This window comes from Blastococcus haudaquaticus (assembly GCF_900230285.1).
In the GTDB taxonomy this organism is placed as follows: Bacteria; Actinomycetota; Actinomycetes; order Mycobacteriales; family Geodermatophilaceae; genus Blastococcus_B; species Blastococcus_B haudaquaticus.
The window spans coordinates 584,629-606,043 of record NZ_OCNK01000002.1; the positions used below are offsets into that span (position 1 = coordinate 584,629).

Here is a 21,415-nt window from a genome sequence, read left to right on the forward strand (position 1 = left end):
CCACGAAAGGAGCGCCGTCCATGGCGTCCGTCATCCACTACACGATCGCGACCGAGGCCGAGAAGAGCCCGGACTTCCGCCGCGTCCTCTGGACCGGCGAGCACACCCAGCTCGTCATCATGACCATCCCGCCGGGCGGCGAGATCGGCGAGGAGGTCCACGAGGTGGACCAGATCCTCACCTTCGTCAGCGGCACCGGCGAGGCCAAGGTGTCCGGCTCGACCAAGCAGGTGGCCCAGGGCGACCTCGTCGTCGTGCCCGCAGGCAAGAAGCACAACTTCCTCAACACCGGCCAGAACCCGCTGATCCTCTACACCGTCTACGGCCCGCCGGAGCACGCCGACGGCGCGGTGCACACGACCAAGGAGGAGGCCGACCGCCTCGAGGAAGAGGGCAAGGACGAGCCCCCGGCCTCCTGATCACCCGGCCGCCATCACCCGGACCCGGGGCCGGATCCGGCCCCGGGTCCGGCGCGGATCGCCCTCCGGCGGGCGGTCCTCCGGTACCGGGTGGCTGGCTCCGCCGCCGCGACGGGAGACTCGCACCATGACGGCGACCGACTCCGCTCCCGCGCACCCCGACACCGCACGGGAACTGGTCGCCGCTCTCCGGGCCGCCGGGATCGGTGACGTCGACGACTCCGGCCTGGCCCGCGCGCTGTACTCCTCCGACGCCTCGCTGTACCGGGTGCTCCCCCGCGCCGTCGTCCGGCCCCGGCACGTCGACGAGATGGTCGCGACGCTCGAGGTCTGCCGCTCCCTCGGCGTCCCCCTCACCGCCCGCGGTGCCGGCACCTCGATCGCCGGCAACGCGGTCGGCCCCGGTGTCGTGCTGGACACGAGCCGGTACCTGCACCGGGTGCACGCCGTCGACGAGGAGGCGCGCACGGCGACCGTCGACCCGGGCGTCGTGCAGGCGTCGCTGCAGGCGGCGGCCCGCCCCTCGGGCCTCCGGTTCGGGCCCGACCCGAGCACGCACAACCGCTGCACGGTCGGCGGCATGATCGGCAACAACGCCTGCGGCTCCCGGGCGCTGGGCTACGGCCGCACCGCCGACAACGTGGTGGGCCTGGACGTCGTCACGGGTGGCGGCGAGCGGCTGACGCTGCAGACGGGGACGCAGCCGCGGGACGGCGTGCTCGCCGGTCTGCACGGGCTCGTCGCGGGCGAGCTCGCCATGCTGCGCACCGAGTTCGGCCGCTTCGGCCGCCAGGTGTCGGGCTACTCGCTGGAGCACCTGCTCCCGGAGCGCGGCTTCGACGTCGCCCGGGCGCTGGTCGGCAGCGAGGGCACCCTCGCGCTGGTGCTGGGCGCGACCGTGCGGCTGGTCACCGACGCCCCGTTCCGGGGACTGGTCGTGCTGGGCTACCCGTCGATGCCCGAGGCGGCCGACGCCACCCCTGGGCTCCTCCCCCACGGGCCGACGGCGGTGGAAGGCCTGGACGCCCGCATGGTGCAGCGGCTGCGCGACGTCCCCGCCGCCGTCGTCCCCGACCTGCCGCGGGGCGACGGCTGGCTGGTCGTGGAGCTCACCGGCGACAGCGTCGCCGAGGTCCGCGACAAGGCGGCCCGGGTCCTCGCGGATGCCGGGGCGCTGGACTCCCTCGTCGTGACCGACCCCGCCGAGGCGGCCGCCATCTGGCGGATCCGCGAGGACGGCGCGGGGCTCGCGGCCCGCACCTCCGACGGGCACCCGGCCCACGCCGGCTGGGAGGACACCGCCGTGCCGCCGGAGCGGCTGGGCGCCTACCTGCGCGAGTTCGAGGCGCTGCTCGACCAGCACGGCCTCCAGTGCGTCCCCTACGGGCACTTCGGCGACGGCTGCGTCCACGGCCGGATCGACTTCCCGTTCGGCTCGGGCAGCGAGCCCGACCGGGGGCGGGCGCGGTACCGCGCGTTCGTGGAGGACGCCGCCCGGCTGGTGTCGGGTTACGGCGGCTCGCTCTCCGGCGAGCACGGCGACGGCCGCGCGCGCAGCGAGCTCCTGCCCTTCATGTACTCACCCGGGGCCATCAGCCTGTTCGAGCGGGTGAAGGCGGTCTTCGACCCCGACGACGTCCTCAACCCCGGCGTCCTGGTCCGGCCCGCACGGCTGGACGACGACGTCCGCATGGCGGCCGCCCCGGTCGTGCGGGAGCGGCTCGCGCTGGCGTACCGGCACGACGGCGGCGACTTCTCGGCGGCCGTGCACCGCTGCACCGGCGTCGGCAAGTGCCGCGCCGACCTGCAGTCGTCCGGTGGCGTCATGTGCCCGTCCTGGCCGGCCACCCGGGAGGAGAAGGACTCGACCCGCGGCCGGGCGCGCGTGCTGCAGGAGATGCTCGCCCCCGGCGGACCGGTCACCGACTGGCGCTCGCCGGAGGTGCACGGCGCCCTCGACCTCTGCCTGTCCTGCAAGGGGTGCTCCCGCGACTGCCCGACGGGCGTGGACATGGCGTCCTACAAGGCCGAGGTGCTGCACCAGTCCTACCGGCGCCGGCTGCGCCCGCGCGCGCACTACACGCTGGGGCAGCTGCCCCGCTGGGCCGACCTCGCCGCCCGCGCCCCGCGCCTGGTCAACGGCGTGCTGCGGTCACGGCTGGGCGGGCGGCTGGCGAAGTGGTCGGCCGGCATGGATCAGCGTCGGGACGTCCCGCCCTTCGCCACGCGGACGTTCCGCCGGCAGTGGGCCGAGCGTCCCGCCCCGGCCGGAGCGGGCACGCCGGTGGCCCTGTGGGTGGACTCCTTCACCGACCACTTCGCGCCCGAGGTCGCGCTCGCGGTCGCCCGGGTGCTGGAGGCGGCCGGCTACCGCGTCCAGGTGCCCGGTGCCGACACCTGCTGCGGGCTGACCTGGATCACCACCGGCCAGCTGGACGCCGCGCGCCGGATCCTCGGCTCGACCGTCGAGGCGCTGGTCCCGCTGGCCGACGCGGGCATCCCCATCGTCGGGGTGGAGCCCTCCTGCACCGCCGCGCTGCGCGGCGAGGCGGTGGAGCTGGTCGGCGGGCCGGCGGCCGAGCGCGTGGCCGCCGCGACCCGCACGCTCGCCGAGCTGCTCGCGGACACCCCGGGCTGGACCCCGCCGTCGCTGGACGGGCTCGAGGTGGTGGCGCAGCCGCACTGCCACCACGCGTCGGTGATGGGGTGGTCGGCCGACGCCGATCTGCTCGCCTCCGCCGGCGCCCGGGTGACCCGGCTCGGCGGGTGCTGCGGCCTCGCCGGCAACTGGGGCGTCGAGCGCGGCCACCACGACGTCTCGGTGACGATCGCCGGCCAGCAGCTGCTGCCCGCCGTCGAGGGCCTCGGCGACGACGCCGTCGTCCTCGCCGACGGGTTCTCCTGCCGGACCCAGCTGGACCAGCTCGCCGGCCGCCGGGGTCTGCACCTCGCCGAGCTGCTGGCCCGACGGCTGCCCGACCAGCGCTAGGCGGCGGCGTCGTCCCTGCGCGCGCGGGCGGCGTCCAGCACGGCCGGCGTGAGGGCCGCCGCGATGCGCGCGTAGCCGGCCGACGAGGGGTGGAACCGGTCGCCGGAGAACATCGCCGGGTCGGCGGCGAAGGCACTGGCGACCTCGGCGGCCACGCCGGCGACCGATCCGCCGGCCGCCTCCACGACCTCGGCCTGGCGCTGCTGCAGCTGCACGCACGCGGCGCGGACCAGGGCCCGGAAGGCCGGCGGGATGAACGGCACCGACGACATGTCCGGTGCCGGGACGACGACGACGTCGGTGCCGCGCGACCGCAGCGCTCCGACCGCCGTGGCGAGGGCACGGGCGGCCTGCTCCGGCGGGACGAAGCGGGCGAGGTCGTTGGCCCCGATGACCACGACGGCGAGGTCGGCGTCCAGCGGCTCGGCGCGCCGGACCTGTGCGGCGAGGTCGGCGGAGACGGCGCCGGGCACGGCCAGCACGTGCAGGTCGACGTCGAACCCGTCGCGGGTCAGGGTGGCGGTGATCCGGCGGCCGAGGGTGTCCTCGGCGCGCGCCGCCCCGGTACCGAAAGCGATGGAGTCACCCAGGACGAGCAGACGGAGCGGAGTGGAGGCCACGACAGGTCCAACACCTCGAGCCGCCCCCGGATTTCCCGTGAGGATCAGGTCTGCTGACCGTTGTCGGGCCCCCCGGGTCAGCGGCCGCGCCACACCGGCGGGCGCTTCTCGGCGAAGGCGGTCGAGCCCTCGCGGGCGTCCTCCGAGCCGAACACCGGGCGCACGATCTCGTCCTGCCGGTCCCAGGCCTCCTCGGTCCCCCAGGAGGGAGCCGACAGGACGACCTGCTTGGTGGCCGCCACCGCGAGCGGCCCGTTGGCGGCGATGACGTCGGCCAGGGCGACGGCGGCGTCGAGCGCCGTCCCGTCGTCGACGACCCGGTTGACCAGTCCCGCGGCCGCCGCGCGCTCGGCGTCCATGGGGTCGCCGGTCAGCAGCAGCTCCAGCGCGAGGGCGCGCGGCACCCGCTGCGGCAGCAGCAGGGCCGCGCCACCGGCGGCCACCAGCGACCGCTTGACCTCCGGGACGCCGAACCGTGCGCCCCGGCCGGCGACGACGAGGTCGCAGGCGAGCACCAGCTCGAAGCCACCGGCGAGTGCGCCGCCCTCGACGGCGGCGATCAACGGCTTGCGGGGCGGAGTGCGGGTGATGCCGCACAGTCCCCGTCCCTCGATCGCCGGCGTCTCCCCGCGCAGGAACGCCTTGAGGTCCATGCCGGCGGAGAAGAAGCCCGCCGCGCCGGTCAGGACGCCGGCGCGGAGCTCGTCGGTCGCGTCCAGCTCGTCGACGGCATCGGCCACGGCCCGGGCGACGGCGGCGTCCAGCGCGTTGCGCGCCTGCGGCCGGTTGATCGTGATGACCTGCACCGCACCGCGGCGCTCCACCAGCACCTCATCGGACACACCGACCTCCTCGGGGACGGGACGACGCGGAGCCCTCCGCCGGCTCCCCAGAACGATCAGGTCACCTGATCGTCCTGGGGAGCGCAGCGGTCAGGCCTTCGGGCCGCCGGCGGCGTAGACGACCTGGCCGGAGACGAAGCCGGCGCCCTCGCTGACGAAGAAGGACACCAGGTGGGCGATGTCCTCGGGCTTGCCCGTGCGGGCCACCGGGATCTGGGAGGCCGCGCCCTTGATGAAGTCCTCGAACGGGATGCCCATGCGGTCGGCCGTCGCCTTGGTCATCTCGGTCTCGATGAAGCCCGGGGCGATGGCGTTGGCGGTGACGCCGAACTTGCCGAGCTCGATGGCCAGGGTCTTGGTGAAGCCCTGCAGACCCGCCTTGGCCGTCGAGTAGTTGGCCTGGCCGCGGTTGCCCAGCGCCGAGGTGCTGGAGAGGTTCACGATCCGGCCCCACTTGGCGTCGATCATGTGCTTCTGCGCGGCGCGCGTCATGAGGAAGGCGCCCCGCAGGTGCACGTTCATGACGATGTCCCAGTCGGAGTCCGACATCTTGAACAGCATGTTGTCGCGCAGCACGCCGGCGTTGTTCACCAGCACGGTGGGCGCGCCCAGCTCGGTGGCGATCCGCTCCACGGCGGCCTCCACCTGCGCGGAGTCGCTCACGTCCGCGCCGACGGCCAGCGCCCGTCCACCCGCGGCCTCGATCGCCTCGACGGTGCCCTTGGCGGAGGCTTCGTCCAGGTCGAGGACGGCGACGGCGAAGCCGTCCTGGGCCAGCCGGAGGGCCGTGGCGGCGCCGATGCCGCGGGCCGCTCCGGTCACGATGGCCACCCGGGCCGCTGCGCTTGCCTCGCTCATGGATGTTCCCTTTCCGTCGGATGCCGGCGGCCGTCCGCGGTTGGTCCGCGCGACGGGCCGAGAGCTGCGCCCGACACGTTACGGCCGGGGCCCGAGGCGCCCGTCACACGGTCCGGCCGGGCCACGTCGACCCGGTCGAAACCCTCCGCACGGGTCGGCGGCACGAACCGGGCCCGCGTGGCGAGCACCCCGACCAGCGGGACGCGGGAGCGCTCGTCCCGGTCCACGTTCCGGGCCAGGCTGACCTCCGGCGGCGTGTCCAGCCAGACGGCCCGCACCGGCACGCCGGCGGCCCGGGCCGCGGCGATCAGGGCCGCGCGGTCCTCCACCGCGGCGTTCGTGTTGTCCACGACCACGCTGCGGCCGGCGGCGAGGTGCTCGGCGACGACCCGCTGCTGCCGGGCCTCCCGACGGCGCGCCCGCGGCCAGTGGTCCTTGCTCACGACCACGTGGCTGTCGGCGAGGTGGTCCCGCACCCAGGTGGACTTGCCCGAGCCCTGGAGACCGACCATGACGACCAGCTCGGGCCCGTCGCTCACTCCGGTGGGGCGCCGGTGGGCTGCGAGGCGCTGGTGGGCTGCGGTGCCCGTCGGGGGTGGTGCAGCCGGCGGACCGAGGCCAGCGCCGCCCGGCGGGCGTGCATGCGGCGCTTGGCCCGCATGGTGCGCGGCGCGCGCGGCTCCTCGCGGAGGAGCGCGTCCAGCCAGTGCCCGCGCGGGTCGACGTCGACCAGGAGCGCCTTCACGAGCAAGGTCAGCGGGATCGCCAGGAGGGCGCCGAGGGCGCCGAGCACCCAGCTCCAGAACAGCAGCGCGATGAAGGTGACCGTCATCGACAGGCCCACCGAGTCGCCGACGAACCGGGGCTGGATCAGCGTCTGGATGACGAAGTTCAGCAGCGAGTAGACGACGACGACGGCGATGAGCTCACCCCAGCCGCCGGCCAGCAGGCCCAGCAGCGCGGGCGGGACGACGCCCAGGAGGAAGCCGATGTTGGGGACGTAGTTGGTGACGAAGGCCAGCAGGCCCCAGATGCCCGCGGCGGGGATGCCGATGATGGACAGGGCGACCCAGTCCCCCAGCGCGACGATCGCGCCGAACACCGTGCTGACCAGCAGGTAGCTGCGGGTGCCCTGGGTGAACAGGGTCATCGCGACCGGCAGGTGGGGGCGCTCGGCGCCGACCAGCGCCATCCGCCGGCCGAACCCGCTGGACTCGATGGCCACGAAGATCAGCGCCGTGAGCAGCAGGACCAAAGTGCTGGCCGCGTCGGTGAGCCCGGCCAGGAGCCCGGTCGCGACCCCGACCAGCTGGCTGTAGTCGATCTGCTCCACCAGGTCCGACAGCTGTCCGGAGACGATCCCGGCGTCGTTGAGGTCGTTCACGACGTCGTTGATCAGGATCTCGGCGCGTCCGGCGTAGTCCGGCAGCAGGGCCGCCATCTGCGCGATCGACAGCACGAGCAGGGCCACGAAGGACAGCAGGACCGCCCAGACGAGGATCAGCAGGACCGTGGTCGCCAACCAGCTCGGCGTCCCGATCCGGCGGAGCCAGCGCTGGACGGGGCTCACGGCGATGACCACGACGAGCGCCAGGAACACCGGCGCGACCAGCCAGGCGATGGCCCGCAGGCCCGCGACCGCGACGGTGGCCGCCGCGAGGCCGCCCAGGACCAGCAACCAGCGCGGGATGCCCGCCGGCGCGGCCTGCGGTTCCACGGCCGTCGAGCCGGCGCCGACGGCGGGCGCGGCCGGCTCGGCCGGAGCCGCCGGCTCGGCCTCCTGCACCGGGTCGCGCCCGCCGTCCTCCGCCACCGGCTCGACAGCGGTCGGGGGCAGCGGCGTGGCGGGGCCGGGCCCGGTCACGTCCGGTCGCACCGTCATGCCTGTCCCCTCCCCGGTCGCTGCCGCGTCGTACCCGTCCACCGTGCCGCCATGCCGGGCACCGCCCTACCGGCCGTCGAGCAGGTCCACCATCGCCGGGAGGTCGAAGAACGCCGCGGTCGCCCGCGCGCTGGGGCCGCCCGCGTCGGGATCGGCGCCGGCCGCCAGCAGCCGGGTCACGGTCTCGGTGGACTGCCGGAACACCGCGGCCGCGAGCGCGGTCTGTCCGCGGTCGTTCGCCCGCGAGTGGTCCGCGCCCCGGTCGAGCAGGGCGCCGACCGTGCCGGCGTGGCCGTGGTAGGCCGCCAGGATCAGCAGGGTGTCGCCCTTGTCGTTGGTCAGGTTCACCGGGACGCCGGCGTCGAGGTAGCCGACGAGATCCTCGGTGGCGCCGCCGCGGGCCAGGTCGAACACGCGGGCGGCCAGTTCGACGACGCCCGGATCGATCGGCTCGCTGGTCATGGCACCACCCTAGGAGGAGGCGGCAGCGGGAGGGTCGAGGTGGCCCGGGAGTGCCGTCCTGCTGCCGTTCAGCGGCGTGCCACGCGGTCGGTCAGGGCCAGGATGTGCCGCCACGCGTCCTGGCATGCCTCGGTCCACTCGCCGTACGCCCGGTCGAAGAAGGAGTGCGGCGCGCCGTCGTAGACGACCGCGTCGACCTCCGCGCCGGCCGCGCGCATCGTGTCGGCCAGCGCGAGCTGGTCGGCCACCGGGGTGGCCGCGTCCGCGCCGGCGATCAGCATCACGGTCGGCCGGCGCGCGCGGCCCGCGGCGTCCCCGACCACGGACGGCCTCCCGTAGAAGCCCACGCAGCCGGCGACGTCCAGCTCGCCGCCCGACTGGCGCCAGGACAGGCTGCCGCCGAGGCAGAAGCCGACGGTCACGACCGGCAGGTCGACGCCGGCCCGCTCGCGCAGGTAGTCGATCGCCGCCGCGATGTCGGCGTCCATCCCCTCGGCAGTGGCTGCCTCGACGTGCGGCCGGTACTCGAAGTCGGCACCCCGCACCCCGCCGTCGGGCACGCCGGCGGTGCGCCCGAACCAGTCGATGGCGACGGCGGGCAGACCGGCCTGGGCGAACTGGTCGGCCAGCGCCACGTAGAAGGGGTGCAGGCCGCGCACGTCCGGCAGCAGGACGATCCCCGTGCCGGAGGGCACGGCAGGTGCGGCGTACGCGGCGGAGAACTCGGTGCCGTCAGCAGCGGTGAGCGTCAGGACGCCGCGCTCGGCGACGTCGCCGCTCCGGGGCGGTGCGGGCGGTCGGCTGTCGTGGTCGTGGCACATGCCGGGTCAGCTGTCGGCGGCCGCGTCCGCGGGCCCCGGGTCGCCGCCGATAACCCTCGCGGCCACCTCGCGGCGGACGTCGGCGAGCCAGTCGTGCTGCTTGTCCGCCTGCGCGATGAGGCGGTCGAGCAGGTCGGCGTCCAGCCGGCCGTCCACCGCGGCCACCTCGCGCAGCGTCTCGAAGCCGGCCCGCTTGGCGAGCACCGCCGTGGAGATGAACTCGAACTCGACCAGGTCGCTCAGCGGCGACCGCGACAGCAGGTGGCCGTTGAGCTTCACCCGGGAGAGCTTCTCCCCGAGCCAGGAGGCGACCTGCTTGTACTGCGTGACCGGCAGCCCGAGCGCGGCCATCGACGACCGGATGCCGGCCCGCTCCTCCCGCAGCTCGTCGAGCAGCTGCTCGAGGCGCGCCTCGTAGGGGGTGCCCCGGTGCACGCCGATCATCCGGCTGACCAACTCGATGCCTCCGGTGGCCGCGGCCAGGTGGTCGTTGCAGTAGATGCCGAGCAGGTCGGGATTGCGCACGGCACCAGCTGCTGGCGAGTCGGACACGGGGCCTCCAGAGATGACGGGGAACTCCCGGCCATTCTCCCTGCCTGGTGATCACCGTGCTCGGCGTGGCGACCGACTCAGCCCCGCAGCAGCATCGCCACCCCGACGCAGGCCGCCGCCCAGAGCCCGCTGGCGAGGGTGCCGACGATGAACCGCTCGGCCGCCGCGGGAGCCCGCAGTTCGGCGAAGCGGCCGAGGCCCTTCACGGCGATGATGATGGCGAGCGCCTCCGGCGAGCCGACCAGCAGCGCACCGGCGATCGCCGCCCGTTCCAGGGCGCCGATCCAGGCACCCCCGCGGAGGATCGCCGGGTCCTGCGGACCGCCGGCCACGCCGACGGCCGCGGGATCGGCTGCTCGGAGGACGGCGGTCGCGACCGGCCCGCCACCCAGGACAGCGGCCAGGACGGCGGCGACGGCGGAGCCGTGGACCAACCCGTCGGCGGCGTCGTCGGCGGCCCAGGCGACGACGGCGGCGGCCCCGAGCAGACCGGTGAGCAGTACGGCGGCCCAGGGTGGGCGGACCCGCTCCCCCCGCGCGGTGAGGACCAGGCCGCCCGCGGCGACCAGGGCGAGCAGGACCAGGACGGCGACGGTCACGCCCGGTTCACCCCGCCGCCCGGGTCAGGAGCCGCGACGCCGTCGGGCGGAGTTCCCGCTCCAGGTCCCAGAGCCCGGCGGCCAGCCGCTGCCCCACCGCCTGGCGGGAGATGCCGAGCACCGCGGCGGCCTCGGCCTGGGTGTGGCCGTCGTCCACCAGGGCGATGGCCTCCCACGCCTGCTCGCTGCGCCGGTCGACGACGACCGCGAGGGCACTGAGGACCGCCTGGGCGTCACCGGCGTCGGCGGACACGGCACCGCGGACCGCCAGCCGGGACGACCGCTGCTTCGCCGCGTCGACCGCGCGGCGCGCGCTGAGGAAGGCCGGCCCCGCGCCCGCGCGGGTGCTGGAGGGCAGCGGTGTCTGCACCTGTCCCGCTCCGACCCCGATGCTCCAGCCGCCGGACCGGACGAGCCGGAGCACCACGTCGACGACGTCGTCGGGCTCGGCGAGCACCCCCTGGAACTCGTCGCCGGCCGTGCGCTCGAAGGCCAGCACGGTCGGCACGACGTCGTTCAGCCCCGGCAGGACACCGGCGACCCGGTCAGGGCTGCGCCGGCTGCCCTTCTGGTCCACGGTCAGCACGTACGGCACCGCGCAAGCCTGACAGCTTTCCTGAGGAGATGCAAGCTTCAGAGCTTGTCGATGACCTCGGGCGGAAAGCCTCCGGTCGCGATGGGTCCCCACGTGGTGATCGTGACACGGACCAACGACTTTCCCTGGCGCGTCATCGCCGCCCGGTACTCGTCCCAGTCGGGGTGCTCCCCGCTGATCGACCGGTAGTACTCCACCAACGGCTCCAGGGCCTCCGGCAGGTCGAGCACCTCCGCCCGGCCGTCGACCTGGACCCAGGCGCCGTTCCAGTCCGGGGACAGCACGCACATCGAGACGGCCGGATCCCGGCGGACGTTGGCCACCTTCGCGCGCTGCGGGTACGTGGAGACGACGATGCGGCCCTCGGCGTCCACCCCGCAGGACACCGGTGACATCTGCGCGCCACCGTCCCGCCGTCGGGTGAGGAGCACCGCCTGGTGGCGCGGGCGGAGGAACTCCAGCAGGGCGTCGCGGTCGACCCGGTCGGCGGTCGCGGTCTTCGGCATGACCGCGACGCTACGACTTCCTCACAGTGATCGTTTCCGGCCGGTCCACGGACGCCATCTGTGCTGCACTTGGCCCATGAGGCTCCGACTCCCCGGCCGTCCCGCCCCCGAGCAGGACGCGGGCACCCAGCAGGTGGGCAGCCGGCAGGACGTGGCCGACACGACGGAGGCAGCCGTCACCAAGGCCCCCGCCCCGCCGCACGGCCGTGGGCCCAAGATGCAGGCAGCCGCCCGCGCCCTGGCCATCGCGTCGGCGCAGTTCCTGCTCGTCGCCGCGGCCGTCGTCGTCCTCTTCTACGTGCTCGGGCGGCTGTGGTCCATCCTGCTGCCGATCGTGCTGGGCCTCCTCATCGCCACGGTGCTCTGGCCCCTCACCCGCTTCCTGCGCAACCACCGCTGGCCCCCGGCGCTGGCGGCGGCGACGGTCCTGCTCGCGTTCATCGCCGCATTCGTCGGCATCATCGCCGCGATCGCGCCGTCGGTCGCCGACCAGGTCACCGAGCTCGCCGACCAGGCCACGGAAGGCCTGCAGGACGTGCAGGAATGGCTCAGCGGACCGCCGTTCAACCTGCGTGAGGGGCAGATCGACGACGCCGTCGACTCCACGATCGACTCCATCCAGGGCAATGCGCAGAACATCGCCGGCTACGCCCTCACCGGGGTCTCCGCCGTCGGCAACAGCCTGATCAACCTGGTGCTGGCGCTCGTCCTGGTCTTCTTCTTCCTCAAGGACGGCCCGCGCTGGGTGCCGTGGCTCTCGGCGCAGACCGGCCCCAAGGCCGCCCGCCACGTCGCGGCGCTGTCGTACAAGACCTGGTCCACGCTCTCGGAGTTCATCCGCCAGCAGGCACTGGTCGGCTTCATCGACGCGTTCTTCATCGGCCTCGGGCTCTGGATCTTCGACGTCCCGCTGGTGCTCCCGCTGGCCGTGCTCACGTTCTTCGGCGCGTTCATCCCGATCATCGGCGCCTTCGTGGCGGGTGCCTTCGCCGTCCTGATCGCGCTGGTCGACGAGGGCTTCACCGTCGCGCTCATCATCTTCGGCATCGTGCTGCTCGTGCAGCAGATCGAGGGCAACGTCCTGCAGCCGATCATCCAGGGCCGCGGCTTCAACCTGCACGCCGCCGTGGTCATCCTCGCCGTCACCGCCGGCAGCAGCCTGGCGGGCATCATCGGCGCCTTCCTCGCCGTGCCGATCGCCGCCCTGATCGCGGTGATGTACCGGTACGCCCGCGACGAGCTGGACGACAAGTCACCAGAGATCGCCGACGACGGAACCCGGGCGACAGTGGTGGGCGACGACTCCGGCACCGCGGTGCAGCACGAGAAGGTGGCCCCGGCCGCGGCCGACCAGCGCGACTGACCCACCCCCTCGGGGACCATGGACCCGCGGCGGGAATGCCGCGACGCCGTGCACGGCTGAACGGTGCAGCAGCGGCCGCCGGCCGCGAACCACACCAGGAGGTCCGACCGTGGCCCAGCGACCGGAGGAGCTCGTCGAGCTGCTCCCCGAGGCCGAACAGTTCCTCGCCCGCGAGGCGGCCGTGGGCACGCCCGCGGAGCGTGCCGGGCTGGTGCTGGTGCACGATCTCGCCGGCGACTTCGATGCCGCCTCCGCCGGGACCCTGGCCGGCGCGCACCTGCTGGCCAGCCTGCCGAGCGAGGTCATCGCCCGGTTCGACGCCGACAGCCTCGTCGACTACCGCGCCCGCCGCCCTCGGATGAGCTTCAACAGCGACCGCTACGAGGCCTTCGCCGCGCCGGAGATCGCCCTGCACGCCGTCGAGGACGACGCCGGTACCCCGTTCCTCCTCCTGCACGGCGCCGAGCCCGACTACGCGTGGGAGCGGTTCGTGGCCGCCGTGCGGGGCCTCGTCGAGCGGCTCGGCGTCACCTCCGTGGTCGCGCTCCAGGCCATCCCGATGCCGGTCCCCCACACCCGGCCGGTGACCGTCACCGCCCACGCGACGCGCCGCCAGCTGATCGACAGCTATCCCGTCTACTGGGGCGAGATGCGGATCCCGGGCAGCGTCTCGGCCCTGCTGGAGCTGCGGCTCGGCGAGGCGGGGGTGGATGCGCTCGGCGTGGCCGCCCACGTCCCGCACTACCTGGCGCAGGCCACCTATCCCGCCGCCTCGCTCACGCTGGTCGAGCACCTCGAGCAGCTCACCGGGCTGCGCCTGCCGACCGAGAGCCTGCGCGAGGCCGCCGAGGCCAACCGCACCGAGATCGACGAGCAGATCTCCCGCTCCACGGACAACACCGCCGTGGTCGCCGCCCTCGAGCAGCAGTACGACTCCTTCGCGGCGGCCCGCGAGGGTGTCGACCTGCTCTCGGGGGGCGAGGTGCCCAGCGCCGAGGAGATCGGCGCGGAGTTCGAGCGCTTCCTGGCCGACCAGGACCGCCGCGGACCCCAGGACTGAGCGCACCCACCTGCGTCAGGCGGTGACGTGGTCGCGTCGGCGGGCGACGCTGAAGGCGACCGCCCCGAGCACCCCGACGACGGCGAAGAGGTAGAAGCCGCCCGGAAAGGCGTTGCCGGCCGCGAACAGGGCGCCGGTGATCGTCGGACCGACGATCGCACCGACCCGTCCGGCGCCGGCCGACCAGCCGAGCGCCGTGGCCCGCACCTGCGGCGGGTTGTTCGCGCTCACGAAGGCGTAGACCAGCACCTGCGCGCTGAACACGAAGCAGCCGGTCAGGAACACCATCGCGTAGATGCCGGCGACGGGCAGCCTGATCGACAGCAGTGCGAGGAAGACCGCCGCGGCGCCGAACCAGATGACGCCGGCCGCGCGCGCACCCATCCGGTCGGCGACCGTGCCGGCGACCAGCAGGCCGACGATCGCGCCGACGTTGAGCACGAGGAGGAAGGCCAGCGAGTCCCCGAGGTCGTACTCGGCCTCGCGCATGATCGTCGGCAGCCAGTTGTTCAACCCGTACACCAGCAGCAGGCCCATGAACGAGGTCACGCCGATGACCACCGTGTTGCGCACGAACGCGGGGGTGAACAGCGTCCGCACCGTCGCGGCGGCACCCTCGCCCGCCTGCTCGGCGACCGGGGCGGCCGGCGACTCGAGCTCGAGCCCGTACCGGCGGGCCACCTCCTCGGCCTCCGTCCGCCGACCGTGCGCCACGAGGTAGGACGCCGACTCCGGCAGGTACCGCAGCATGAGCGGGACCAGCACCAGGGCCGGCAGGGAGCCGATGACGAACATCCACTCCCAGCCGATGTTCGGGATCACCACGATCGCCAGGGCCGCGGTGGTGACCGCTCCGACGTGGTACCCGGTCATGATCGTCGTCGTCGCCCGGCCGCTGCGGCCGGAGCGGGAGAACTCGTTGACCATCGCGATGGCGGTGGGCAGGCACCCGCCCAGGCCCAGCCCCGCGAGGAACCGCAGGACGCCGAACACCACCTCGTTCGGGGCGAAGGCGCAGGCGAGGGTGAACACCGAGAAGGCGGTCACCGCGCCGATGAGCGCCTTGCGGCGCCCCACGACGTCGGTGAGCGTCCCGATGGTCAGCGCGCCGATCATCATGCCGACCAGCCCGATCGTGATGACGAACGTCGTCCCGGTACCGGTGAGCGCCCACTCCTCCGGCTCCTGGAGCGTCGGCACGACGGTGCCGACGACCACGAGGTCGAAGCCGTCCAGCAGGACGGCGATCCAGCACAGCGGGGCCACCCAGCCGGCGGCGCGGGCGGTGGTGCCACCGGCGGGAGTGGATGTCGAGCTCACGTCGTCCCCCTGGGTCGGCGGTCGGGTTGCCCGGGAACCGTAGGACGTCGCCTCCCGCGAGCCCACTCGGCCCCCACCGGGCGGGAACGACGACGGGCCGCGACCGGACGATCCCGGTCGCGGCCCGCCGGCCGTGCTGTTGCTCAGTTCCTCACTTCGCGAGGACGACCCGCTCGTTCGGCACCGTGTGCGTCATCGTCAGGCCGGTGACGTCGCGCGGACCGTTCTTGCCGAGGTTGGCCGCACGGGCCAGCTCCTCCTCGCTGAGGGTCTGCGACTGCAGGGGCTCCAGGCCACGGACGTCGTCCGCGCTGATGCCCAGGCCCTCGCCGACGCGGGCGCCGAGCTCGTCGTCGCACATGAAGAAGTGCCACACCATCCGCTGCTGCACCTCGGGGACCGCCTCGCCGATGAGCTTGACGAAGTTGCCGACCAGGTCGTCCTTCTCCCACTGCTCGAGCAGCTGGTAGCGCTGCCCGGCCTGGAGGTAGTCGTTGGTCAGCGGGATCCGCTTGCGGGTGAGCCGGCCGGTGATGACCGGGCCCTGCTCGTCGTGGGTCGGGTACTCGGCCTCACGCAGACCGCCGGTGATCGACGGCTCGTAGTTCACGTGCGGGTTCTGCCCCGGCCCGAGGTCCACGCCGAACGACATCTGCCCGCCGCGCTGGTTGGTGTGCACCTTCGCGTTCTTCGCCGAGTTGATCGGCAGCTGCAGGTAGTTCGGCCCCACCCGGTAGCGCTGGGTGTCGGAGTAGGAGAACGTGCGGCCGATCAGCATCTTGTCGTCGGAGAAGTCCATCCCGTCGACCAGCACGCCCGTGCCGAACGCGCTCTGCTCGTTCTCGTTGTGGTGGTCGGTGATGTTGCGGTTCAGCGTCATCGTCCCGACGAGCTTGGGCTCGAAGTCGTTCTCCGGCCACACCTTGGTGTCGTCCAGCGGGTCGAAGTCGAGCTCGGGGTGCTCGCCGTCCTCCATCAGCTGGACGTAGAGGTCCCACTGCGGGTAGTCGCCGCGCTCGATGGCCTCGTAGAGGTCCTTCGAGGCGTGGCCGAGGTCCTGGCCCTGGATCACCGCGGCGTCGGCGTCGGTGAGGCTCTTGACGCCCTGCTTCGGCAGCCAGTGGTACTTGACCAGCTTCGTCTCGCCCTGGGCGTTGACCCACTTGTAGGTGTTCACGCCGAAGCCCTGCATGTGCCGGTAGTCCGACGGGATGCCGCGCGGGGAGAACAGGTTCACCAGCATGTGCATCGCCTCGGGGGTCTGCGACATGAAGTCGAAGATCCGGGCCGGCTCCTGGCGGAAGGTGACCGGGTCGGGCTTGAGGGCGTGGATCACGTCGGGGAACTTGATGGCGTCGCGGATGAAGAAGACCGCGAGGTTGTTGCCGACGATGTCCCAGTTGCCGTCCTCGGTGTAGAACTTCACCGCGAATCCGCGGGGGTCACGAGCGGCCTCGGAGGAGTCGCGGCCGCCGATGACGCTGGAGAAGCGGATCGCCAGGTCGGTCTTCTTGCCGGGGGTGTTGAAGAGCTTGGCGCGGGTGTAGCGCTCGATCGGCTCGTCGCCCCACTTCCCGGTCGCCTCGAACTCGCCGTAGGCGACGAAGCCACGGGCGTGGACGACGCGCTCCGGGATGCGCTCCCGGTCGAAGTGGCTGATCTTCTCGAGGAACTGGTAGTTCTCCAGGGTCGCCGGGCCGCGGGCGCCCACGGTCCGCTGGTTCTGGTTGTCGTAGACCGGGTGCCCCTGACGGTTGGTCAGGATGGCGCGGTCGGCCTCGCTCGGGGCCGGGCCCTGTGATGCGACGTCGGTCATGCGCGTGCTCCTCCTCGGATTCCGTGCTCATGGATCTGCACTGACTGTGCTGGCGCCTGTGCTCCTGCCGATACCTGACAGTCGCGGCACAACCCCCAGAACACGACCTCGGCCTCGTCGACGACGAAACCTGCCGCATCCGATGGGCTCAGACATGGAGCTGCCCCGACGGCGCAGTCGACATCGGCGACGGCGCCGCACGAGCGGCAGACCAGGTGGTGATGGTTGTCGCCCACCCGCAGCTCGAAGAGCGCGGGTGCGCCGGCGGGCTCGATCCGGCGGGCGAGTCCTGCGGAGACGAGGGCGTCGAGCACCCCGTAGACCGTCTGCGGCGACAGCGTGGGGTGCTGCGCCCGGGCACCGGTGACGATGGTGTCCGCGTCGGCGTGGGGGTGGCCGGCGAGGACGTCGAGCACCGAGAGCCGGGGGCGGGTGACCCGCAGCCCGACCTCCCGGAGCTGGTGCGCCCACGTCGTCTCCATCACGCCCTACTCAACCCTGTTTTCTTGAACGAGTCAAGATAAGGACCCTCTACCCCCTCCACGGGGCCGGAGGTCTACGCGAAGACGATGGTGCGCGGCCCCTCGACGATGACGCGGTCCTCCACGTGCCAGGTCACCGCCTGCGCGAGCACCTGCCGCTCGACGTAGCGGCCCACCCGGCGCATGTCCTCCACGGTCGCGCGGTGGTCCACCCGCGCCACCTCCTGCTCGATGATCGGCCCGGCGTCGAGCTCCGGCGTCACGTAGTGCGCGGTCGCGCCGATCAGCTTGACGCCGCGGTCGTGGGCGGCCTGGTAGGGGTTCGCACCGACGAACGCCGGCAGGAAGCTGTGGTGGATGTTGATCAGGCGCTCCGGGAAGCGGCTGCAGAAGTCGGCCGAGACGACCTGCATGTAGCGGGCGAGGACGACGAGGTCCACTCCCCCCACGAGCTCCAGTGCCCGCGCCTCCGCCTCCGCCTTGCTCTCCGGCGTCACCGGCACGTGGTGGAACGGGATGCCCGCGGCACGGGCGACCGGCTCCAGGTCGGGGTGGTTGGACACGACGCAGGCGATCTCGGCGCGCAGGTCGCCGGCCCGGACGCGGTAGATCAGCTCCTGGAGCGCGTGGTCGGTCCTGCTGACGAAGACGGCGATCGTCGGCCGATGGGTCGCTTCCGTGAGCCGCCAGGTCATCCCCCACTGGCGCGCCAGGAGGCTGAGCGCGCCCTCCAGCTGCTGCCGGTGGGCGGCGAGGTCCGCGAGCACGAACTCGAGCCGGAGCGTGAACGTGCCACCGACCTGGTCGGAGGAGTGCTGCTGCGAGTCGGTGATGTTCGCTCCGACGTCGGCGAGCAGCCGGGACAGGACGGCGACGATGCCCGGGCGGTCGGGGCAGCGGACGACGAGCCGTCCAGCGTCGGTGTTGCGGGGGTCGGCAGGAGCGGCGACGGACATGCCGAAATCGTTCCAGGCCCGGCGGGAACGACGGCCAGCAGGGGCGGGCGGCTCACCAGGCGGCGAACAGCCAGTTCACTCCCTCGATGCCGAGCAGACCGAGCGGGACGACGAGCACGAGCAGCCCGACCACCGCGAGCCGCTGCCCCCAGGACCGGCCGAGGACGGCGGCGACGACCAGCCCGACCCCGGCCATGATCACGCCGGAGTCACCCTGCCACGGGAAGTGGACGGCCCGGAACAGCCCTTCGCTCACCAGCACCCCGGCGAGCAGTGCCGCTCCGCCCACCGCCCGCCGCGGCTCACGACCACGCCACCAGGCGCCCGCCACCCCGAAGACGACACCCGCGACCACAGCCGCGAGCGCCCAGCCGATGGCCGTCGACGTGGCGTGCGGCACGCCCTGCGCCGACTGGGTGACGTAGTAGGCGGTCACCAGCAGCAGCTCGGTGGCGATGCCGGCGGCCGCGGCGATCGGCAGCCGGACCGCGAGCGCGCCGATCGCGAACGCCGGCACGCACCAGGCCGCCACCGAGTTGGCCCACATCGCCCAGGGGTCGTCGAGCGCGCCTTGGAGGTACTCGGTGAGCGCCCCGACCCCGGCGCCGAGGACGACGACCACGATCCCGAGGACCCACGGGGGCACGGGGCGGGGGCCGGGCGGGGCGGGCACGGCGGTAGCGGGAGCGGTGGCGGTGGTGAGCACGTCGCCAGCCTGCCGGGGCAGCCGCGCCACGTCGTCGGACCGAGGGCGGATCCCGACGTCCACCCGCAGTCGGAGTCAGACCTCGGGCAGCGGTGCGCGGGTCGCTCCGGCGACGTCGAACAGGTCGCCGTACTCCTCCACCCGGGCCAGGACGTCGTCGGTGGTGAACCGCAGCGTCGCCGGATCGGCGCCGTCCCGGACGGCATCCACCTCGTCCCAGCCGATCGGCGTGGAGACGGTGGCCCCGGCCCGCGCGCGCAGCGAGTACGGGGCCACCGTGGTCTTGGCGGGGTTGTTCTGGCTCCAGTCGATGAGCACCTTGCCCGGCCGCAGCACCTTCTCCATCCGCCAGACCACGTCGTCCGGGGTCTCGGCGGACAGCTCCTGCGCCAGCTGCTTGGCGTACCGGCTCGGGTGCTCCCGGTCGGCCGGCGTCTCGATCGGCGCGTACACCTGCATCCCCTTGGACCCCGAGGTCTTCACGACCGGGTCCAGGCCGTCGGCCTCGAGCCGCTCGCCCAGTCGCTCGGCGACGACGCAGCACTCGACGAGCCCCGTCTCGGGGCCGGGATCCAGGTCGAGCACCAGCAGGTCGGGCAGCGCCGGCTCCCCGTCGTCGTCGACCTGCCACTGCGGGACGTGCACCTCGAGCGCGGCGAGGTTGGCCGCCCAGGCCAGGTCCGCGGTCGACTCGAGGATCACCATGTCGAGGGTCTCGCGGCCGCGCGAGCTGCCCGGGCTCGGGATCGTCACCCGCCGCACCCATTCCGGGGCGTGCCGGGCGCTGTTCTTCTCGAAGAACGTCTGGCCGTCCACCCCGTCCGGCCAGCGGGTGAACGTCACCGGGCGTCCCGCCAGGTGCGGGAGGAGCACCGGCGCGATCCGGACGTAGTAGTCGATGACCTGTGCCTTGGTGACCCCCACCTCGGGGAACAGCACCTTCTCGAGGTTCGAGACTGCCAAGGTCCGGCCGGCGATCTCCACCCGCTGCTTGGGAGTCATGATGTCACCCGTTCGCTCCCGCGCAACGCTCCGCTCCTCGCTCGCTGGCGCTCACTGCGATGCTCACGCCGCTGTCCGCTCACGGCTCGATCACGACGTCGTCGGGCTCCAGGTCGTCGCGCACGCCCTTCCACGACGGGTGCCGCAGCCGGCCGTCCGCCGTCCAGACCGCGTAGGCCACCTCGCCCACGAGGTCGGGCTCGACCCAGTGCGCGTCGCGGGTGACGTCCCGGGGCAGCGTGCCGTGGAAGGGCGACGTCCTCCGGCCGGTGAACATCCGCTCCAGGTCCCGCAGGTCCTGGTCGGTGAAGCCGGTGCCCACGTGCCCGGCGTAGACGAGCCGGCCCTCGTCGTCGGGGACGCCGAACAGCAGTGACCCCACTCCCCCGGCCCGCCGTCCCTGCCCCGGGCGCCACCCGCCGACCACCACCGACTGGGTGCGGACGTTCTTGATCTTGCGCCAGTCCGGGCTGCGCAGGCCCGGGCGGTAGGGGGACTCCAGCCGCTTCGCGACGACCCCCTCGAGCCCGTTCTCCTGGCTCGCGGCGTGCACGCCCTGCCCGCCACCGCGGAACCACGGCGTGGCGACCCATCGGTGCCCGCTCAGGCCGAGGGCCTCGAGGCGCTGGCGCCGATCGGCGTAGGGGCGGCCGGTGAGGTCCTCGCCGTCCCAGGCCAGCAGGTCGAAGACGAGGAAGGTGACGGGCTTGGCGGCCGCCAGCCGCGGCACCTCCGGGCCGGTGCGGTGCATCCGGTTCTGCAGCGCCCCGAAGTCCGGGCGGCCCTGCTCGTCCATGGCGACGATCTCGCCGTCGACGACGGCGTCGTGGCCGGCGAGCGCCGCCGGCAGCTTCGCCACCTCCGGGTACCGCACGGTGATGTCGGTGCCCTTCCGGGAGGTGAGCCCGAGGACGCCACCGCGCACCGCGGCCACGGCCCGGACGCCGTCCCACTTGAACTCGTAGCCCCAGCGGTCGTCCTCGTCCTCCGGCGGGAGCTCACCGGCGGTGGCGAGCATCGGCAGGGGGACCTCCGGCTCGGGCGGCGGTGCCCCGGTGGGCCGGGTGTCGTCGAGCTTGCGGATGTTCCAGGCGCCGTCGCCGACGGGGAACATCGCGTACCGGCCGGCCAGGCGGCTGCCGTCGAACGTGACGATGACGTGCCGGTCGTCCCACTTCTCGGTGGCGTACCGGCCGGCGTCCCAGATGGTGACGTGCCCGCCGCCGTACTCCCCCGCGGCGATGGTCCCGCTGAACGACGCGTACTCCAGCGGGTGGTCCTCCGTCGGGACGGCGAGCCGGCTGGGCCCCTGCTCGGTGGGCGGCCCCTTGGGCACGGCCCAGCTCTTCAGGACGCCGTCGCGCTCGAGCCGCAGGTCCCAGTGCACCCGCTCGCCGGTGCGACCGCGGGGCGTGTGGTGCTCCTGGACGACGAACGTGTCGTCGTCGCCCCGGGGCAGCGGGCTCCCCGCGGCCGGCACGGGCTCGGCCGTGCGCGCCGGGTCCCGCTTGGCGCGGTACTCGGCGAGCGGGTCGGCCTGCCGCCCGCGCGGACGCGGGGGCACG

At 73.6% G+C, this 21,415-nt stretch carries 22 protein-coding genes; 4 read left to right on the forward strand and 18 right to left on the reverse strand.

What is annotated here, in order from left to right; genetic code table 11:
- Window positions 1-20 precede the first annotated feature (20 nt).
- Both CRP30_RS09425 and CRP30_RS09430 read left to right on the forward strand, forming a co-directional pair.
- Window positions 21-419, forward strand: coding sequence for a cupin domain-containing protein (locus CRP30_RS09425; RefSeq protein WP_097183663.1), 399 nt, complete (start codon window positions 21-23; stop codon window positions 417-419).
- A 127-nt stretch (window positions 420-546) separates the two neighbouring features.
- On the forward strand, window positions 547-3,408 hold the full coding sequence (locus CRP30_RS09430) for an FAD-binding and (Fe-S)-binding domain-containing protein (protein ID WP_097183664.1): 2,862 nt from the start codon (window positions 547-549) through the stop codon (window positions 3,406-3,408).
- Here the strand turns inward: CRP30_RS09430 and CRP30_RS09435 are convergent.
- The 11 genes from CRP30_RS09435 to CRP30_RS09485 form a co-directional block, all read right to left on the reverse strand.
- Window positions 3,405-4,028, reverse strand: coding sequence for an SGNH/GDSL hydrolase family protein (locus CRP30_RS09435; RefSeq protein WP_097183665.1), 624 nt, complete (start codon window positions 4,026-4,028; stop codon window positions 3,405-3,407). The two genes, CRP30_RS09430 and CRP30_RS09435, sit on opposite strands and share 4 nt — an antisense overlap.
- A 77-nt stretch (window positions 4,029-4,105) precedes the next feature.
- Complete coding sequence (locus CRP30_RS09440) at window positions 4,106-4,870, reverse strand: crotonase/enoyl-CoA hydratase family protein (protein ID WP_097183666.1); 765 nt, start codon at window positions 4,868-4,870, stop codon at window positions 4,106-4,108.
- 90 nt (window positions 4,871-4,960) lie between these two features.
- Window positions 4,961-5,728 (reverse strand): 3-oxoacyl-ACP reductase FabG, encoded by a 768-nt coding sequence (gene fabG / locus CRP30_RS09445; RefSeq protein WP_097183667.1) that lies wholly within the window; start codon window positions 5,726-5,728, stop codon window positions 4,961-4,963.
- Window positions 5,725-6,267 (reverse strand): ATP-binding protein, encoded by a 543-nt coding sequence (locus CRP30_RS09450; RefSeq protein ID WP_235003290.1) that lies wholly within the window; start codon window positions 6,265-6,267, stop codon window positions 5,725-5,727. Before CRP30_RS09450 ends, fabG begins: the two co-directional genes overlap by 4 nt.
- A complete protein-coding gene (locus tag CRP30_RS09455; RefSeq protein WP_097183668.1) occupies window positions 6,264-7,610 on the reverse strand; it encodes an AI-2E family transporter in 1,347 nt (448 codons plus the stop codon). Before CRP30_RS09455 ends, CRP30_RS09450 begins: the two co-directional genes overlap by 4 nt.
- A gap of 66 nt (window positions 7,611-7,676) precedes the next feature.
- Window positions 7,677-8,072: an ankyrin repeat domain-containing protein gene (locus CRP30_RS09460; RefSeq protein WP_097183669.1), complete on the reverse strand. Its 396-nt coding sequence runs from the start codon at window positions 8,070-8,072 to the stop codon at window positions 7,677-7,679.
- A 68-nt stretch (window positions 8,073-8,140) separates the two neighbouring features.
- The gene (locus CRP30_RS09465) at window positions 8,141-8,893 is read right to left on the reverse strand and encodes a dienelactone hydrolase family protein (RefSeq protein WP_097183670.1); all 753 of its coding nucleotides are present in this window, start codon (window positions 8,891-8,893) and stop codon (window positions 8,141-8,143) included.
- Window positions 8,894-8,899: 6 nt separating this feature from the next.
- Window positions 8,900-9,445 (reverse strand): hypothetical protein, encoded by a 546-nt coding sequence (locus CRP30_RS09470; RefSeq protein WP_097183671.1) that lies wholly within the window; start codon window positions 9,443-9,445, stop codon window positions 8,900-8,902.
- A 77-nt stretch (window positions 9,446-9,522) separates the two neighbouring features.
- Entirely contained in the window at window positions 9,523-10,044 is a 522-nt protein-coding gene (locus tag CRP30_RS09475) for a hypothetical protein (protein ID WP_097183672.1), read from the reverse strand.
- Between the two features lie 7 nt (window positions 10,045-10,051).
- Window positions 10,052-10,639, reverse strand: a complete 588-nt coding sequence (locus tag CRP30_RS09480; protein WP_097183673.1) for a SatD family protein — start codon at window positions 10,637-10,639, stop codon at window positions 10,052-10,054.
- Between the two features lie 38 nt (window positions 10,640-10,677).
- Entirely contained in the window at window positions 10,678-11,145 is a 468-nt protein-coding gene (locus CRP30_RS09485; protein WP_097183674.1) for a PPOX class F420-dependent oxidoreductase, read from the reverse strand.
- A gap of 76 nt (window positions 11,146-11,221) precedes the next feature.
- Between CRP30_RS09485 and CRP30_RS09490 the strand changes: the two genes are divergently transcribed.
- Complete coding sequence (locus tag CRP30_RS09490) at window positions 11,222-12,508, forward strand: AI-2E family transporter (protein ID WP_097183675.1); 1,287 nt, start codon at window positions 11,222-11,224, stop codon at window positions 12,506-12,508.
- A gap of 109 nt (window positions 12,509-12,617) precedes the next feature.
- Window positions 12,618-13,568, forward strand: a complete 951-nt coding sequence (locus CRP30_RS09495; protein ID WP_097183676.1) for a proteasome assembly chaperone family protein — start codon at window positions 12,618-12,620, stop codon at window positions 13,566-13,568.
- Between the two features lie 15 nt (window positions 13,569-13,583).
- Here CRP30_RS09495 and CRP30_RS09500 read toward each other — a convergent pair whose 3' ends face one another.
- From CRP30_RS09500 to ligD (CRP30_RS09530), 7 genes are all read right to left on the reverse strand, one after another.
- A complete protein-coding gene (locus CRP30_RS09500) occupies window positions 13,584-14,888 on the reverse strand; it encodes an MFS transporter (RefSeq protein WP_097183677.1) in 1,305 nt (434 codons plus the stop codon).
- Between the two features lie 151 nt (window positions 14,889-15,039).
- Window positions 15,040-16,704: a catalase gene (locus CRP30_RS09505; protein WP_097183678.1), complete on the reverse strand. Its 1,665-nt coding sequence runs from the start codon at window positions 16,702-16,704 to the stop codon at window positions 15,040-15,042.
- Window positions 16,701-17,186, reverse strand: coding sequence for a Fur family transcriptional regulator (locus CRP30_RS09510; protein WP_097184102.1), 486 nt, complete (start codon window positions 17,184-17,186; stop codon window positions 16,701-16,703). The genes CRP30_RS09505 and CRP30_RS09510 overlap by 4 nt, the downstream gene beginning before the upstream one ends.
- Window positions 17,187-17,260: 74 nt before the next feature.
- Window positions 17,261-18,142, reverse strand: a complete 882-nt coding sequence (purU, locus tag CRP30_RS09515; protein WP_097183679.1) for a formyltetrahydrofolate deformylase — start codon at window positions 18,140-18,142, stop codon at window positions 17,261-17,263.
- A 52-nt stretch (window positions 18,143-18,194) separates the two neighbouring features.
- Complete coding sequence (locus tag CRP30_RS09520) at window positions 18,195-18,848, reverse strand: DUF6518 family protein (RefSeq protein WP_143278434.1); 654 nt, start codon at window positions 18,846-18,848, stop codon at window positions 18,195-18,197.
- Window positions 18,849-18,923: 75 nt separating this feature from the next.
- A complete protein-coding gene (gene ligD, locus CRP30_RS09525) occupies window positions 18,924-19,850 on the reverse strand; it encodes a non-homologous end-joining DNA ligase (protein ID WP_097183681.1) in 927 nt (308 codons plus the stop codon).
- Window positions 19,851-19,929: 79 nt separating this feature from the next.
- Window positions 19,930-21,414 (reverse strand): non-homologous end-joining DNA ligase, encoded by a 1,485-nt coding sequence (gene ligD / locus CRP30_RS09530; RefSeq protein WP_097183682.1) that lies wholly within the window; start codon window positions 21,412-21,414, stop codon window positions 19,930-19,932.
- Between the last annotated feature and the right edge of the window lies 1 nt (window position 21,415).

Excerpts from the sequence above, each read along its gene's own strand:
- CRP30_RS09455 (WP_097183668.1), bottom strand. The coding sequence starts at position 7,610 with ATGACGGTGCGACCGGACGTGACCGGGCCCGGCCCCGCCACGCCGCTG.
- CRP30_RS09465 (WP_097183670.1), bottom strand. The coding sequence starts at position 8,893 with ATGTGCCACGACCACGACAGCCGACCGCCCGCACCGCCCCGGAGCGGC.
- CRP30_RS09485 (WP_097183674.1), bottom strand. The coding sequence starts at position 11,145 with ATGCCGAAGACCGCGACCGCCGACCGGGTCGACCGCGACGCCCTGCTG.
- CRP30_RS09505 (WP_097183678.1), bottom strand. The coding sequence starts at position 16,704 with ATGACCGACGTCGCATCACAGGGCCCGGCCCCGAGCGAGGCCGACCGC.
- CRP30_RS09425 (WP_097183663.1), top strand. The coding sequence starts at position 21 with ATGGCGTCCGTCATCCACTACACGATCGCGACCGAGGCCGAGAAGAGC.
- CRP30_RS09430 (WP_097183664.1), top strand. The coding sequence starts at position 547 with ATGACGGCGACCGACTCCGCTCCCGCGCACCCCGACACCGCACGGGAA.
- CRP30_RS09510 (WP_097184102.1), bottom strand. The coding sequence starts at position 17,186 with ATGGAGACGACGTGGGCGCACCAGCTCCGGGAGGTCGGGCTGCGGGTC.
- purU (WP_097183679.1), bottom strand. The coding sequence starts at position 18,142 with ATGTCCGTCGCCGCTCCTGCCGACCCCCGCAACACCGACGCTGGACGG.
- ligD (WP_097183681.1), bottom strand. The coding sequence starts at position 19,850 with ATGACTCCCAAGCAGCGGGTGGAGATCGCCGGCCGGACCTTGGCAGTC.
- fabG (WP_097183667.1), bottom strand. The coding sequence starts at position 5,728 with ATGAGCGAGGCAAGCGCAGCGGCCCGGGTGGCCATCGTGACCGGAGCG.
- CRP30_RS09490 (WP_097183675.1), top strand. The coding sequence starts at position 11,222 with ATGAGGCTCCGACTCCCCGGCCGTCCCGCCCCCGAGCAGGACGCGGGC.
- CRP30_RS09460 (WP_097183669.1), bottom strand. The coding sequence starts at position 8,072 with ATGACCAGCGAGCCGATCGATCCGGGCGTCGTCGAACTGGCCGCCCGC.